The organism is Paenibacillus sp. 3LSP (assembly GCF_032465655.1).
Taxonomy (GTDB): Bacteria; Bacillota; Bacilli; order Paenibacillales; family Paenibacillaceae; genus Fontibacillus; species Fontibacillus barengoltzii.
Genome location: NZ_JAWDJI010000250.1, coordinates 1 through 16,872, shown reverse-complemented (window position 1 = coordinate 16,872; position 16,872 = coordinate 1). Strand labels below are relative to the sequence as shown.

The window sequence follows — 16,872 nt, the reverse complement described above, 5'->3', positions numbered from 1 at the left end:
CGAAATGAAGAGACCGTTTCTTTGTGATGGGATAGCCCGTTAGTATGCGTTTTTGTTGACGAAACCATTTACGACGGTTTTCAGTACGATTTTGATATCTAATAAAATTGACCAGTTCTCAATATAGAAAATATCGTACTTAATCCGTTCCTCAATCGACGTGTCTCCGCGAAGCCCATGGGTTTGCGCCCAACCGGTGATCCCCGGCCTCACATGGTGCTTCACCATGTATTTGGGGATTTCCTCTTTAAACTGATCCACGTAATAAGGTCGTTCCGGACGCGGTCCCACCACGCTCATATGCCCCGCCAATACATTAAAGAACTGCGGCAGCTCATCAAGGCTCGTCTTCCGAATAAACGCCCCGAACTTGGTGCGACGCGGATCGTTTTGGGTCGTCCAGCCCGTGTCCTCAATTCCTTCGGGCAATACCCGCATGGAACGGAACTTGTACATTTGGAACGTCCGACGATTCAGCCCTACCCGCTCCTGCTTAAAGATGATCGGGCCTTTGGAGGTCAGCTTGACCCCAATCGCAACCATCAACATGATCGGTGAAGTGATGATGATCGCCAGCAGCGAGAAGACGATATCAAATATCCGCTTGGCGACGCGGTTACCGGCCAAATCCAGCGGAATATCTCGAACGTTAATCATCGGCATGCCCGCAAAATTGTCAAAGTAAGGCCGGGCCGGCAAATAATCAAAGTAGTCCGGGATGATTAACGTTCTTACGCCGGCTTTTTCACATATGGCTATGATCTGAGCATATCGATGATGTGCCTCCAGCGGGAGTGCCAGAACCACTTCGTCAATCAACTTCTGTTCTAGGACACGCTCCAACTCATCAATTTTTCCAAGGATCGGCTTATAGCGAGCTGCCGCGCCTCTCTCCCAAACCTTCTGATCATCCAAAAATCCAACGATCTCATAGCCAAGTTCAGGATATTGCCGCAAATTATCATGGAAGCGTTGGCCCAACGATCCCGCTCCAAGAATCAGGACAAACTGTTTGTTGTAACCCTTCCTCCGCAGCTGCTTGAGGGCGTTTTTCAAAAAATACCGATAGAACATAATCAAGAGCAAATTGAACGTCACGTATAACGCCAAATAGTGACGGGAGATGTCCACTTGCCGGAAGAAGAACATCAAGCTCAGCAACAGGAACAGGCTTGCAACATGAACCTGCAGGATCTTCCAGGCTTCATCGGCGAAGCGCTTTTTGCGTTTTGGAGTGTACAAGGAAATTAAGATCCCCACAAACACCGCAATCGCACCATAGACAACGCTCCAGAAGGCGTAAATTTCTACGGGAAGCGGCCGCTCGTACTGAATCCAACCGCTTTCGAACTTCACCCACCAAGCAAGCAGGAAGGCAATTTGGATAAAAACAAAATCCGTGAGAATATACAATTGAGTTAAGAACCGTTGGTTCTTACGGATCATGATTTCACCTCCGCTTTGACTTCCGCCAACTCCGGCTGGCTTGCCCCTGATGGAGATTTCATGCCTACCGGGAGTAGTTTGTTTTTGGCTAGAGATAAGAGGAACTTTAATGCGATCCCACAATACACAGCTGCATTCGTTACCCAAGAATAGTTGCGAACATAATGTTTCCTATGAAAAACCCACATCGCGCGGTGAAATTCATAGATGATCTTGAAAGGCTTACGCCGGCTGCTAGCTCCCTTATAGTGAACAATGTATGTAGCAGGATGATAATGTATCCCCCAACCCGCTTGCTTGATGCGATAGCACCAATCCACATCTTCTCCGTACATAAAAAAGGTTTCGTCCAAACCGCCAACCTGACGAATCGTCTCCTGTCTCACCAGCATAAAGGCACCAACCAGACAGTCGACCGGATACGTCTCATTCGGATCCAAAAAACCGAGCTGATACTGATTAAACCGCGGATGGTTTGGAAAGAGCTTCGAGAGTCCGAAAGCATAGTAAAAGGACGCGGAGGGTGTAGGAAATCCTCTTCTACACGCTTTATCCAGCGAGCCGTCCGGCAGGATAACTTTGCATCCTGATGCCCCGAGCTCTGGGTGTTCATCCATATAGGAAACCATAATTTGAAAAGTATCGGGCTGCACCACGGTGTCTGAATTCAAGAGAAGAACATAGCGTCCCTTGGCGATCGCCATCCCTTGATTGTTCGCTTTGGCAAATCCCGTGTTTTCCTGGTTCGCAATCAGCACCACTTCCGGATACTCAGCTCGAATTGCCTCCACCGAACCATCCCTTGAAGCATTGTCCACGACAATGACTTCATACGAATAGACCGTCTCGGAGTCGTATACCGACCGCAGACAGTCCAACGTCAGCTGGCGTGTATTATAATTGACGATCAATATACTTAAATCCATGATATGTGCGCTCCGAATCTACAAATAAATTAATCTATCGACATTATAGCACATCATGGCATGAGGGAGGTGAAAGAGGGAGAAAGCGGAAGAAAAGGTGAACATTGCAGCTATTCCATTCATCTTCTGCGCTGGATCTCCCGCCGTTTCTTTTTCAATTCTGGCATTTTATCAAAAAAGTCCTTCCAGGCCCCTAGCACCTTAGGTTCTCTTAATAGCATATATCCATTGCTCGCCAGCTCATAAGCCAGCAACTTCGGCAAATGCTTCATCCATCGTGCTCCCGATAGATTCTTATAAATCATTTTATATCGGTTGATGTAAGAATACCGGCGAATGAACAAAGGCTGCGTATGACGGCTCCCCTTCTTCCACCCTCTCTCATGAGTGGCTACGGCTTCCGCACAATAATAGGCTTTCCAGCCAAGCAAATTTGCCCGCCAAGCTACATCAACATCCTCTTTGTAAGCAAAAAAATCCGCATCAAAAAACTCGCCATCCACCGATAGCTCATCGATCATCTCGCGTCTGTACATGGCCGCGGCACCCGATACGCCAAATACTTCGCCGGATGCTCTCCATCGACTCGCCGGTTCCCCTGCCCCACGATCAAAGGCACGCCATATCCCATTCATCAGCAAACCGGTACTGTCCACGATATCCGGGAACGACTTTAGGATAAGCAACCCTGTGGCACTTCCCACCTCCGGACGTTGTTCCATGACTCCCACAAGCCGCTCAACATATTCGGTTCCAAGCTGTACATCCGGATTCAACACCAACGCATAATCGCTTTGCGTCATGCGAATCCCCTGATTGTGGGCTGGAGCAAAGCCGGTGTTTGTTGCATTGGCAACCAAGTGGATGTTGTTCGCATGGGTCTGCTCAACGTAGGCTCGTACCCGCTCAACCGTACCATCTGTGGACGCATTATCGATAACGATCATTTCCTGGATCGGATAGGTTTGTTGTCGAACGGCGTTCAGGCATTCCTCGATGTCCTTGGCGCTGTTATAGGTAACGATTTGGATGCTGACGGTTGGATTCATGGGGTGGGTTTCCTTTGCTATAGTTTGTTGTATGTATTATATCAAACCCTTTATGTATCGTGGTAATTCAGAGGCTAAAAGCAAAAGCTAACCAGAATTTATCTCTCCTGGTTAGCTTTTAGATCAATCAGAAATGCTTTAAGCGCCTCTCTCCATGGCCGTATATCCTGAAAGCCATTTGTGCGAATGGATAGATGATCCATAACTGAGTTTCGAGGACGCGGAGCTGGTCGCGGAAAATCTTCGGTTGTACATGGCTCTACACGTACCGAATAACCTTGCCCAAACACGCTAGATGCTTCTTCAAAAATGGCCTTGGCAAACTCAAACCATGTACATTCCCCTGTATTTGAAGCGTGATAGATCCCATATTTCTCGGTCTGAATCAATTCCAGCAGAAATGTTGCCAGATCTACCGTGTAAGTAGGCGAACCCTTTTGATCGTTTACAACATTAAGTAATGGCTTTTCCTGACCAAGCTTCAGCATCGTCTTCACGAAATTTTGTCCATGCAAACCAAATACCCAGGATGTCCGAACAATAAAAAACGCGGAAGACAGGCTTTGAACCAATGTTTCTCCAGCTCGCTTCGACTTCCCATATACACTCTGGGGATTGGTATTATCGTATTCCTGATAAGGTGAAACAGCAGTTCCATCGAAAACATAATCCGTACTGATGTAGCAGAACTTCGCCTTCACTCGCTCTGCCGCTAACACCATGTTACGCGTTCCTACAGCATTCACGGCATATGCGGCATCAACATCGGTTTCCGCCTGATCGACCGCCGTATATGCTGCACAATGGATAATCGCATCCGGCTTAAACTGTTGTACACGTTCGAGACACATCGTCTCATCAGTGATGTCCAACGAGTCCCGATCACATCCCAGCACAAGATGCCCTGCACTCCCAAAAAGCTCCACAACATCATGGCCCAGCTGACCTTTTGCTCCGGTTACAAGCACTCTCATGATGGATCACCCAAACGATTACCATACTGTTTGGCATAGTACTCTTGGTAGACCCCTGTTTGAATTCGGGTCCACCATTCCTTATTATCCAAATACCAACGAATGGTTTCTTTTATCCCCGTTTCAAACGTGTGCTTTGGTTTCCAGCCAAGCTCCTTCATGATTTTGGTAGGATCAATCCCATAACGACGATCATGCCCTGGACGATCCTGCACATGCTTGATCAACGATTCCGGCTTGCCGAGCTGCTCCAAAATCGTACGTACAATATGCAAATTGGTCCGCTCATTATTTCCGCCAATATTATAGACTTCGCCATCCCGTCCTTGATGAATAACAAGGTCAATCGCGCTGCAATGGTCCTCCACATAAAGCCAGTCGCGAATATTGAGACCATCCCCATACACAGGCAAAGCTTCATCCGCAAGGGCTCTGGATATCATTAACGGAATCAACTTCTCCGGGAATTGATAAGGGCCGTAGTTATTGGAACAACGCGTGATATTTACGGGAAGCCCGAAGGTTTCATGATAAGCGCGAACTAACAGATCCCCGCCAGCTTTACTGGCCGAATAAGGACTGTTCGGAGCAAGCGGCGTTTCTTCCGTGAATAATCCCGTTTCTCCCAACGTTCCATAAACCTCATCGGTAGAGACTTGAACGAACTTTTTGACCCCGTGCTTTTTCGCCGCATCAAGCAAAACTTGCGTCCCCAGTACATTCGTTTTCACAAAAATATCCGGTTCCAAGATACTGCGATCCACGTGCGACTCTGCCGCAAAGTTAACGATAACGTCAACGCCTTGGCCGATTAAAGCGTCCATGGCCTTAGCTTCTGTAATGTCCGCTCTAATAAACGTATGATTGGGATTGCCTTCCACCGACTTCAAGTTTTCCAGGTTTCCGGCATAAGTAAGTGCATCCACGTTAAGAATCTGATAGCTCGGATGCTGCTTCAGCATATATAAAACAAAGTTGCTGCCGATGAAGCCGGCACCGCCTGTAACGAGAAGTTTCATCTGAAGGAATCCTCCTAATCGAAATTCATTTCTGCTTCCGCAAATGTCGGATGCCTCCGGTCTTTGTCCGAAAGCAATGGTTCACTGACCGGCCAATCAATTTGTAAAGCCGGATCATTCCATAATATGCCGCGATCATGTTCCGGCGAATAGTATTCGTCCACTTTATATAAAACTTGGGTATTGGGTACAAGGGTGCAAAACCCATGCGCAAAGCCTTTGGGTACTAAGAGTTGACGCTTATTGTACTCACTCAAAATAACGCCAACCCATTGGCCATAGGTTGGTGAGCTTCGACGAATATCCAAGATGACATCATAGATCGCCCCACTCAACACCCGGATCAACTTCGTCTGAGCTTTGGGGTTCAACTGATAGTGCAACCCACGAAGTACCCCTGGCTCAGCGGACAAAGATTGATTATCTTGAACGAATGCAAAATTCACTCCTAGCTGACGCATTACGGACTCATTATAGCTTTCCATAAAAAACCCCCGGTGATCTCCATGCACCACCGGTTCAAGTAGCGCCGCGCCTTCTAGCTTAAGCGGGGTGAGTTTCATCGATAAACATCCTCCCTATTTAAAGCTTAAGTGCTCCAAACTCTTCCCCAAACACAAGATCTTTGGCAAGTTCATTAGCTCGAGCGAATGAGGCATGAGTTCCCGCATCCGTCCACCAACCCTGTAACACATCGAATGTAAGTTCTCCACGTTCAATATATGCATTATTCACATCGGTCACTTCCAATTCTCCGCGTGCAGAAGGTTTTAACGTCTTAATAATATCAAAGACTTTATGATCGTACATATAAATACCTGTCACAGCATAATTGGACTTAGGGTTCTGAGGTTTTTCTTCAATTGATATTATACGATCCCCCCGTAATTCAGGAACCCCAAAACGCTTAGGATCGTGAACTTCTTGGATAAGGATTTTCGCTCCTGTTTTCTGCTTTTTGAAGTTGTCCACAAATGGAGAAATATCATCGGCAAAAACATTGTCTCCGAGAATAACAACCATCTGGTCATGGCCCACAAATTGTTCAGCAAGGCTTAATGCTTGGGCAATTCCTCCTGCTTCATCTTGAACTTTATATGTGAAGGAAACACCCATCTCATAACCACTACCAAGTAAGTTAACGACATCCCCCATATGTTCCTTACCAGTGACAACTAGAATGTCAGTGATTTCAGCTTTTTTAAGCTTATATACTGCGTGGAAAATCATAGGATATCTTCCCACTGGCAGTAGATGCTTATTCGTTACTTTCGTTAGTGGAAATAAGCGTGAACCAGTCCCCCCTGAAAGTATTATACCTTTCATAATTCCATATCCTCCTACATACATATTTCAACAAATTCCATTAGTTATAAAATAAATCTTTTTCACTATACTTATTTCCAAACAAAAGATCGAATTGTAACAATTTGTATTCATTTTCAATTTCTTTCAAATCACTCGGAAGTTCATACAGTAAAGTATTATCACCTTCAACTACTATATTTGAAGTTAGTCCCTTTACTTCGCTCCGGAAATCATCTAAGAAAGAATAAAATAGTGGTAGACTTAATCCAGCACGTTTAAAAACAATTGGTAATAAGAAATTCGGGCTAATTGAATTAATAACTTCTGAGTTTTTATTCCCCATATTATCCCATATAAGCAAAGGTGTATTTCCTAATAATCTTTTGTATTCTAAGTCTGATGAAAATTCAAATTGCAACTCATTATAAACTGATCCTAGATTAGGTAAATGATCTCCATAAAACACAAGAATAGTCGGTTCATCAGACTTTGTAAAGTAATCTATTAAATATTCCAATGATTGATCTGCTTCTAAAACACCTTGAGTGTATATTTCAAGCGTCTCTTTCAAAGCATCTGATAAACCATCAATTTCTATTTCTGAAGGGTACTTAGTCTCCAACGTATACGGGGAATGATTTTGCATAGTTATAGAGTATATGAACACTGGTTTTTCCGAGGACTCAACCTCATCAATAATTTTTTTTGACACTTCAATATCAGCTATATAAGAGCCTCGTTTCTCAGGATTAATAAATTCATTTTCACTTATAAACTTATCAAAGTCGAACTTCTCATATACAAATTTTCTATTCCAAAACCAATCAACATATGAATGAATTGCTATAGATTGATATCCTTCATTTTTAAGTATTTTAGCAACTGATGGATAATCTTTCTTAACATATTGTTGATACGGTATTGAACCTTGAGGGAGAAATCTAGTTGAAAGTCCTGTCAATGCTTCGAATTCAACATTTGCGGTTCCCCCACCAAATTCGGAAGATAGTAGCCAACCTGTAGTACTTTTCCCTATTAATGATCTATAAAATGGTAACGGATCTTTTGATAATGTGATATTACTTATTACAGTTGGATCCCACAACGACTCACTCATCACATATATTATGTTTGGTTTTAATTGCGGGGTGAGTTCCGATTCATCACTCTTATATTTTGTCTCAAAATCCTTCACAATTTTGTTAATGTTATCTTCATTATAATCTGATGGTGGAATAATTACTGCACTTGGAATATTAGAAAAAAAACCAAGCAAAGCCCCATTTATTGTATAGTTTGATGCTTGATTCCAATTAATATTTACTATCCCTTTAGAATTAAGCATAGAGTTTATTGGTTGAATTTTTACCCATGATCCAATAATAATCAAATAGGTTAATGAAGTGATTATACATAATACTCGATAAATAATTTTCAAGCGCAGTTGCGGAATAACTTTCCTCAGAAATATAGGGAGAAAGAAAATAATTAATATTCCAACGATATAAAAATAATTAATTTTTAACCCGGGCAAAAGATCAAACAATTGCTTAACAAATAAAAAATCCCAAGGGAAGAGCGGCTCCTTCAAAAAATACATTTTATAATAGTGTGCTAACGAATAAAGAAGAAAAATTGAAACAAACCAAATTTGTCCGATCAAAAAAGAAGTAACTGCAATTAGCAGTAATTGCACAAAAAAATAAATAAAGTAATTTAAAGAAAAAATTAAAAAATCATCGAAAATCCACTTAAATACCTCAATGATATCTTTTCTTTGCACAGATTCAACAATAAGTAACATTATAAAAGGAACAAATAATGCAAATATTACAGGAATGCAACTTCTCTTGCTAATGAATTTCATTATCTTATCTCTTATCATTAGATCCTCTTCTCTACACTTTCAAGATTTTTGTTGAAAATAATTTTGAGACCACCCATTTGTTAGCTTAGCAACCTCTTTATTTTTATATAAATTTTATTCTTTAGTTTAAATAGAAAAGTTTGAAAACTCATGTTTTTCACTTTGTTGAAAATCGAAAATTTCCTATTGATATGATCTTCATGTGCTTGTATCAGAGATCTTAATTCAGTATCACAATGTTCTAGATTTTTATTTTTGACAACCGGTAAGTATCTATCAAACATTTGTTGCCTATGAATGGTTAAATTCGCATTAGCTGGAACACGATATAAAGAGGTTAACTTTTCAATAAATAAAAAATCGAATTTTAAGGCATATCTTAGCCATAAATCCCAGTCTTCAAGAACCTCTAGTTCGTTATCTAAACCACCTAAACTTTCAAATAATTCTCTTTTAAACATAACTGTTTCTATAGGTAAATAATTATGGTGAACTAATGTGACTCGGTCAAACCTCTGTTTATGTTGAACACTATAGAACATTTCCTCATAAATATAGGGTTCTTTTGAAATTACCTTAGTAGGGACTTCAAAGCCTATCGAGTATGCAGCTTTATAATCAGTTTTTTTCATCAGCTGTGTAACTAAAACTTCAACATGATCAGCATAGAGTAAATCATCATCATCCAAAAAATTGAAATATTCACCACTAGCTATTTCTAATGCAATATTACCTACAACACACCTCCCAACTTTATCCTTAGTTGCCTTATATATTATATTTAAATCAGAAAATTCTTCATTAACTAATTGTTTAGAAATTGCTGGGCCATCCTCCACTACGACTACTTCAATATTCCTATATGTTTGATTTCTCACACTAACTAGAGCTTCCCTTAACACACTAGGTCTCCCGCAAGTTCGAATTAAGATAGATACAAGTGGTGTGTGTTCTGGTAGTTCATTAGCGTAGAAAGCCCCCTCTCTATTAATTTCATAATCCCACAATTTAAAATTAGCTTTAAAATCAAAATTCGTATGCCTTTTCCATTTTCTGAATTTTTGGCCGTCAATAAAACTTTTTAGAAAGGTTTTTAGTATTCTGCTTTTATGATTCCTAGCGGGACCATTAAAAAAAAATAGACCTCCATATAGAACATAACCTTTTATTATATCCCTAATACTCCCGTATTTATAACGAAGCATTAAATTCATATACGTACTATGATAAAATTGATTAGGCTTTATTTCGCCAACACTCATGTAAGTATAATGGTACACTATACTTTTAGGTACATAAATCAATTTATACCCATGTGCTCTTAATCTCCAACTTAAGTCAACATCCTCACCGTACATGAATATTTTTTCGTCAAACTTGCCAACCATTTCAAAGTAATCTCTTCGTACTAAACTACACGCACCACTAGCCCAACCAGTTTCCATAGTGACGGGATTGTAAACCTTTGGATGCTCGTACGGAAACTGCCTAGCTTCCCATAGCCCAACACTATCATCAGAAATCTCGACAGATTTCATCAATTCAACAATACAATTTTCGTCTACTTTCGTATCTACATTTAAAAAAAATACATAATCTTGTTTAGAATGATGGACACCATAATTATTCGCTCTGCCAAATCCCTGATTATTGTCCAAAAAGTGATAATTATAACTCCCAAAATCTTCTTTTCTTTCATAAGTTTCTAGCAACTCTCTACTATTATCTACTGACCCATTATCTACAAAGGTTATATGGAGTTTCTTTAATGGATAATTTTGGGAACTCAAGCTATCGAGTAGTGACGGTATCCATTTTTCTGAATTATAGGATACTATTATAATATCTAGTGATTTCACCATACCATCCCTTACTTACTAGCATTCAGTTTTACATCAAAGAGCTTCACTAATCAAAACTTCCCAATCAGTTGCTACTTTTAAAGTGCAAACATTTTCTTTCAATTTTAAACCAAGACAAAATTGAAAAAATTAATGTTATTACTGCCGAGACAACAAAATTATTAAGCGGACTAATGTGCCCATTAAAAAAATATGTTACCAATTGTTGAACAGGGAAAGCATAAATATACATTCCATAAGAAAAGTCCCCAGTCTCTTGAAGTTTTCTGAGTATTTTCCTCATCCCAAAACCTACATAAAAAATAATGTAGGTTCCAAAAAATATGAATGCTACTTTGTAATATCCGAAGGATGTAAGAGATACAAGGAGGATAAAACAGAAAAAAGCTATGAATTTATTGAGCTTAATATTATATCTTAACAAATAAACAATTATCCCCATACAGAAATATTTAAAAAGCTCAAAATATTGAAATACAGCGATAGATGGGGAAAGATATAATGAAAAAAACAACACTACTAGGAATAATGGAATAATAATGATTTTCTTTAGCATTTTAAGAGAGCCAAGTACAGCTACTATCATATAAAAGAAAAATTCATACCATAACGTCCATAGAGAGCCATTTACTGCATTAGGATAAGGATTATGTTCAAATACTCCCGGCAATCCATATTGCATATTTACAAGCATAAAAGATTCTAAATACCTTAAAGTCGCAGGACTAGAAAAATACGTTTTAAGATCAAGAGTTGTAAGGATTGGTCCTAATACAAAAACAGTGAAAAAAATCAGTATAAGAAGAGCAGGAAAAATTCGGAGAATTCTATTTCTAAAATATTCATATATGTTAGCGCAGCGTTCAAAGCTGTAAGTAATGAGAAAGCCACTTAAAATAAAAAAAATGCTAACTCCGAGCCCCCCAAATGTCTCCTGTCCTCTCGTTAATTTAATTAATGGTTCATATTCATTAGAGCCTAGCGTTAAAGGATATGCATGTGAAAAAATAACTAGGGTTGCCGCCATAAGTCTTAATATATCAAAATTATTCTCTCGTCCATTGAATCTATCAGCAATGCTATTCCAAGTATTTTTCATAGGATCTTCCTTCTTAAATTTCTCAAAGGACTTGTAATTCTCCAGCTCTTCGAGTTTTGTGCATTGATAATAAACTCATCTAATTCCCTTTCGGTAGCATTAAAGATTTCAGGGATATCGGTCCTTTTGCCAAATAATCGTTTAATTAAACGAAGTGGTTTTGTAATATTCCATGAGTCAGATATTAATATCTGATGCGCCAGTTCCCTTTTACGTTGTATTGATACATCATTTATTGACTCTTCATTATAGTTATTTAGTCCCGACCTTGAGCTTACCAACCTTGAGATTCGTTTGGCACTACCAGGAGGCATAAGTAAATATTGTGAGTTAAACTTATTTTGCACGTAAAAGTAATTATCTTCCCATTCTTGACTATTATGAAGTGATTGCGAGCTATTATTCCCCTTTAACCACCATCTGTAGATATTTGTAATAGCAGGACTACTAGCTACACCGCACAAAAATGCAGATCGAACAATAAAATCCCAATCTTCGATTGTATTAATTGTTTCATCAAATCTCAACCCGAAATCATGAAAAACAGATCTTGGGAATGCCAGGCATAATCCAGGACATTGGTTATGATGGAGCATAGCAATATAATCAAATTCAGCGGGATAATCCTTTATAAATCCTGAAACTGCCCTAGAACTTCTTTTACTAAATGATGTTTCAACCGTTTCATACTCTTGTCTTACAGATACCGATTTCAGGATTTTACCATAGTGTTCTTCTGATAAGGTTTTAAATTCTTTTACCCAATTACTAAACACAATGTCATCATCATCAAGTATTGTAATATAGTGCCCTTCAGCTTTTTCAAAACCTACATTTAGAGGTGTTGAACGGTTACCTCCATTAACTCGGATCAAGCGAATCTTTGAACGTATCCATTCAGGTGTAGCACTAATAATACTCTCAACCAGCAATTGCTTTTCAACTGACAGGTTATGCCCAACGATAAGCACCTCAAAATCAACGCATTCTTGACCTGTTAAACAAAGTAAGACTTCTTTCAATTCTTCGGGTCTATTTCCAACCGTCCTAGTTACAATTGATAAAAAAGGACGTTTTAGATTTCTATTTTCGATTTTCAGCCCGGGATGGCTTGCAATGTACATTCGAACGAGTTGATTGACCTTCCCATCTGCACTCATATTCCTACGCAAACTAATTAAAAACTGACGTAAAGTAGACTTTTCGGCGAGAGTCAATAGATTTTCCGGAAAATACTGATCGCTTTTCTCCAAGATAACATCTTTCTGACCTACTTGGTGCAATCCAAACTTTTTACAAATAGCAGTTAATTTTTCTTCAGTAAATATATTAATATGCGTCTCATCTAATAACCCGGTTTCGGTTTCATCAAATTTATTGCATAGTAATTTAAAAACTACATCATCGTGAGCAAAGTTCGGAACACTAATAACTAGTGGTGCATTATACTTTTTTGAAAGCACTGAGAGCGTTTTTATTAGATCCTCTAATAACAAAACATGCTCCAAAGTATCTAGAATAGTAATAGATGCTAATTTACGTCCATCTAATATTTTCTCTATATATGCTAGATTAGTTTCACAATCTGTAAACTTAAAATGATACGCTTCCTTCCCCTCACTTTGAAGATGGTCCACAGCATCCGGATCAGCATCTATACCTATATAGTGCAGATTATGGAGTTCAATTAATTTATCACTTATTGCTCCCCAACCACATCCAATATCCAAATGAACACCTTGTAAAGGTAATTCAAACTGGCTTAGTAAGCTGACAGCATGTCCATAAACATTATCATAGGCATATTCAAATTTATAAGGGTATTCATCTACGCTCTTTTTTTTCATAACGAAAACCTCATTTTCCCATAATTATTGTCGATGAATTCACCTATCTTGTTATCAACATCAAGCTGTTTTGGCAATCTACCGGCCTCTTTTCTCCTTTTAAATTCTTCAGCAGCCTTTTGATAGTAAGTAACATCCGAATTTTCAAAATACTGAAGAATATTATTCAGAATATCAAGTCTGGACCATTTATACGCCAATAACAAACCTGCCTCTGCAGAATAATAATCTTCTGCATCACTTGTTTGCCAAGCCCCATTAATAGACAAAGTTTTATCGTGAAAAACAACTGCCGAAGGTTGATAAATGATACGGTACCCTTTAAGTCGAACCATCCAAGAGAAATCAACATCATCACAATAGAGAAAAAAGGTATCCGCATCAAATCCGCCTACTTCTCGAAAAATATTCCGAGGGATAAGAACACAGGCCGTAGAAGCCCAGCTTGTTTCACCGGTTTTAGGATGATAATACTTGGGGTGTTCAATTGGTAATTGTTTTGCTTCTACTATGCCTACATTATCCGAGTAGTTATAGGGTTTAACTAATTGCAGTATCGTATCCGGAGCAAGTAGAATGTCGGGGTTAATAATCATAATAAAATCCGATTCAGAAAGGTTTGCTAACCTATTATGTCCCCTTGCCGATCCTAAATTCGACTCAAAATAGTCATACTTAACTGTTATATACTCTCCAAATTCTGCATTTAACTTGTCGATCTCAGCATCTGTGAAAATTCGATCGCGTGAACCATCACCGTAGTATAGGGTTATTTTATCAAAAACCCCTTTGTTTATTGCAAAATCTGCTGCTCTAATTATGCTTTTAATAGACCGAATGACGCGTGAAAGGTCATTATTAAATAATACTGATTGAATTTGAAGACTCTTTATTTGAAGCATTATTCACTCTCCCCCTGGAAATAAGTTATCTATCTTCCTAGTTCTTCATCAATCCAGTTACATAGTAAATTCATACCCTCATCTAACGATACAACTGGTTTCCAATCCATGTTATCCAACGTATAAGATATATCTGCTTGAGCGTGTCGAACATCCCCATTACGATATTTCCCACACACTTCCGGGCGTGGGGCACCGTATCGTTCAGCGATCAAGTGTGCGATTTCTTTAATTGTTGCCCCGTATCCACTACCAATATCTAATATTTTTCCATTCGTAGTATCATTGACCAACACTTCAGAAATGGCGCGAGCTACATCTGTTATGAAAACAAAGTCTCTCAGCATCATACCATCTTCATATAGCGGAATAATCTGTTTTTCTTTAGCCAATCTAACGAAAAGAGAAACGATGCCAGTGTAAGAATTAATTAACGACTGGCCTGGACCATATACATTTTGAAGACGTAAAATACTATAATTAACGTCAAATGATTTGCACCAGCATGAAATAATTTGCTCCTGAGCTAGCTTTGTCACCCCATAAATGCTGGTAGGCATAGGAATATTATCAGTACTATTCATAGGAAGAAATTTCGATCCATAAAAGTTCCATTCTCCATTTGCTAACTGCTCATTACTTCTCTGACCAGGATAATAAGCAACACCCTCAGAGTTTATCCATTTCCCCTCACCATAAATCGCTCTACTACTTGCAAGCACTATTTTTCTAGGAAAAGCGTTTTGCCTTACCATAGCATCAAGCATTTGAGAAGTTCCTACTACATTCACTTGAGTGTGGCGGCTACTTTCTGTAAGGGATTGGCCTGTTCCCGTTTCAGCCGCTAAATGTAAAACCAAGTCCGGCTTCCATTTAGAAAGCACTTCGTCCCAAGCAACTGGATCGGTCACGTCAGCTATAATTAAATTCGCTTTGGAGGATAACCTAGGTGGTATTTTTTGTGATGCATGAATTTGAGGGTGTAAACAATCAACAATAATGATATTATCAAAAGCATTTTCAATTATTTTAGTTACCTCGCATCCGATAAATCCGGCCCCTCCGGTTATTAGGCAAGTTTTCATATTATTATACTCCTTCAAATGTAGTATAGATTTTCTTACAAAGATCGATTGTTAAGGGTATTTAAGTTGATGTATTTATCACAAATTTCATTAACTTCTCCAAAAGCAATCAAATTCCCGCGATTTAGCAAAAAAGCCTTCTGACACATACTTCTAATTTGCTCGATTGAATGCGACACCAAAATCACAGTAGTATCATCGGAGATCATCGATTTGATTCGTTTCTCACATTTTTGTTGAAAAGCATAATCACCTACGGATAATATTTCATCGATAATTAGAATGTCCGGTTTAACCACCGTAGCAATACTAAACCCAATCCGTGCAATCATTCCTGAAGAATAATTTTTAAGAGGAACATCAAGAAATTCATGAATTTCTGCGAAATCAACAATATCTTCGAACTTACCCTCAATAAACTTCCGAGAATACCCTAAAATTGCTCCGTTTAAAAAAATATTTTCTCTTGCAGTAAGCTCCATATCAAAACCGGCACCTAGCTCTATTAACGGGGCGATCTTCCCCCTTGTCTCTATTTTCCCTTCCGTAGGAGCCAATACCCCAGCTATAGTTTTTAGTAGAGTACTTTTACCAGCACCATTAAATCCTAAAATTCCAACAACTTCACCCTTGGAAATAGAAAGTGTTATATTATTCAATGCATAAAATCTCTCGTAATTTAATTGGCCTTTAAGTTTTTTTATAATAAACTCTTTAAAACTACGTATATTTTCTTTGTGCAAATCAAAAACTACCGATACACCATCCAACTTTATCGAAATATTATCCATTGTTTATACCTCATATAAATAAAACAATTTTGTTCTCATTTTTCTTAAATATTCTATAGCCTATTATAGTAGATACCAAACAATACAATACGGCAAGTAAATTAAGCTTTAAATCCGGCAAATGTCCATCAAGTATCAACATTCTAAAATATGAAATGAAAATATAAATGGGATTATACTCAATAAAACCTCTTACATTTTCTGGGATTATAGAAATCGGATAAAATGTTGCTGAAAAAAATGACAATAAACTCAAAAAAACGCTATAGATATGCAAAATATCTCGATAAAAGACGGTTAATGATGATAATAATAGCCCAATACCCAAAGAAAATAAAAAGAGGTACATAATCGGAAGAAAAAACAGCATAGAAGTTAACGGTATACTGTACCCCATAATTAGAATGATAAGAAAGACAGCTATTAATGAGAATGAAAGATTAACCAACGCAAAAAAAACTTTTGACAAAGGAAAAATATATTTAGGCGTATACACCTTTTTGATTAAGGAACCATTTTCTATCAAACTTGTTTGGGCCAATCCCGTTGACTCGGCAAAAAAAGAGAACATTATTTGCCCGCTGAGAAAATATATCGGGAAGTTCTCAATTTGATTTCTAAACATAGTAGAAAAAACAATTGTTGTGCACAACATAAAAAGCAGTGGATTCAATACACTCCACACAATCCCTAAAAC

The 16,872-nt window shown here is 38.7% G+C and carries 15 protein-coding genes; all 15 read right to left on the bottom strand.

Annotation, left to right across the window (positions count from 1 at the left end; genetic code table 11):
• Positions 1-39 precede the first annotated feature (39 nt).
• Positions 40-1,446, bottom strand: coding sequence for an undecaprenyl-phosphate glucose phosphotransferase (locus RW092_RS21935; protein WP_316011292.1), 1,407 nt, complete (start codon positions 1,444-1,446; stop codon positions 40-42).
• Entirely contained in the window at positions 1,443-2,372 is a 930-nt protein-coding gene (locus tag RW092_RS21930) for a glycosyltransferase family 2 protein (protein ID WP_316011291.1), read from the bottom strand. The genes RW092_RS21935 and RW092_RS21930 overlap by 4 nt, the downstream gene beginning before the upstream one ends.
• Positions 2,373-2,491: 119 nt before the next feature.
• Entirely contained in the window at positions 2,492-3,421 is a 930-nt protein-coding gene (locus tag RW092_RS21925) for a glycosyltransferase family 2 protein (RefSeq protein ID WP_316011290.1), read from the bottom strand.
• 98 nt (positions 3,422-3,519) lie between these two features.
• A complete protein-coding gene (gene rfbD, locus RW092_RS21920) occupies positions 3,520-4,395 on the bottom strand; it encodes a dTDP-4-dehydrorhamnose reductase (protein ID WP_316011289.1) in 876 nt (291 codons plus the stop codon).
• A complete protein-coding gene (gene rfbB / locus RW092_RS21915) occupies positions 4,392-5,414 on the bottom strand; it encodes a dTDP-glucose 4,6-dehydratase (RefSeq protein WP_316011288.1) in 1,023 nt (340 codons plus the stop codon). Before rfbB ends, rfbD begins: the two co-directional genes overlap by 4 nt.
• A gap of 14 nt (positions 5,415-5,428) precedes the next feature.
• Entirely contained in the window at positions 5,429-5,977 is a 549-nt protein-coding gene (gene rfbC, locus RW092_RS21910; protein WP_316011287.1) for a dTDP-4-dehydrorhamnose 3,5-epimerase, read from the bottom strand.
• A gap of 19 nt (positions 5,978-5,996) precedes the next feature.
• Positions 5,997-6,740, bottom strand: a complete 744-nt coding sequence (locus RW092_RS21905) for a sugar phosphate nucleotidyltransferase (RefSeq protein ID WP_316011286.1) — start codon at positions 6,738-6,740, stop codon at positions 5,997-5,999.
• Between the two features lie 40 nt (positions 6,741-6,780).
• Complete coding sequence (locus tag RW092_RS21900; RefSeq protein ID WP_316011285.1) at positions 6,781-8,589, bottom strand: LTA synthase family protein; 1,809 nt, start codon at positions 8,587-8,589, stop codon at positions 6,781-6,783.
• A gap of 80 nt (positions 8,590-8,669) precedes the next feature.
• Positions 8,670-10,448, bottom strand: coding sequence for a glycosyltransferase family 2 protein (locus RW092_RS21895; RefSeq protein ID WP_316011284.1), 1,779 nt, complete (start codon positions 10,446-10,448; stop codon positions 8,670-8,672).
• 67 nt (positions 10,449-10,515) lie between these two features.
• Positions 10,516-11,550, bottom strand: coding sequence for an acyltransferase family protein (locus RW092_RS21890; protein ID WP_316011283.1), 1,035 nt, complete (start codon positions 11,548-11,550; stop codon positions 10,516-10,518).
• Positions 11,547-13,397, bottom strand: coding sequence for a methyltransferase domain-containing protein (locus RW092_RS21885; RefSeq protein ID WP_316011282.1), 1,851 nt, complete (start codon positions 13,395-13,397; stop codon positions 11,547-11,549). Before RW092_RS21885 ends, RW092_RS21890 begins: the two co-directional genes overlap by 4 nt.
• Complete coding sequence (locus RW092_RS21880) at positions 13,394-14,299, bottom strand: glycosyltransferase family protein (protein WP_316011281.1); 906 nt, start codon at positions 14,297-14,299, stop codon at positions 13,394-13,396. Before RW092_RS21880 ends, RW092_RS21885 begins: the two co-directional genes overlap by 4 nt.
• 29 nt (positions 14,300-14,328) lie before the next feature.
• The gene (locus RW092_RS21875; protein WP_316011280.1) at positions 14,329-15,384 is read right to left on the bottom strand and encodes an NAD-dependent epimerase/dehydratase family protein; all 1,056 of its coding nucleotides are present in this window, start codon (positions 15,382-15,384) and stop codon (positions 14,329-14,331) included.
• Positions 15,385-15,419: 35 nt separating this feature from the next.
• Positions 15,420-16,175 (bottom strand): ABC transporter ATP-binding protein, encoded by a 756-nt coding sequence (locus RW092_RS21870; RefSeq protein ID WP_316011279.1) that lies wholly within the window; start codon positions 16,173-16,175, stop codon positions 15,420-15,422.
• A 10-nt stretch (positions 16,176-16,185) separates the two neighbouring features.
• Positions 16,186-16,872 (bottom strand): ABC transporter permease (locus tag RW092_RS21865; protein WP_316011278.1); only part of this gene is annotated, 687 nt, incomplete at its 5' end.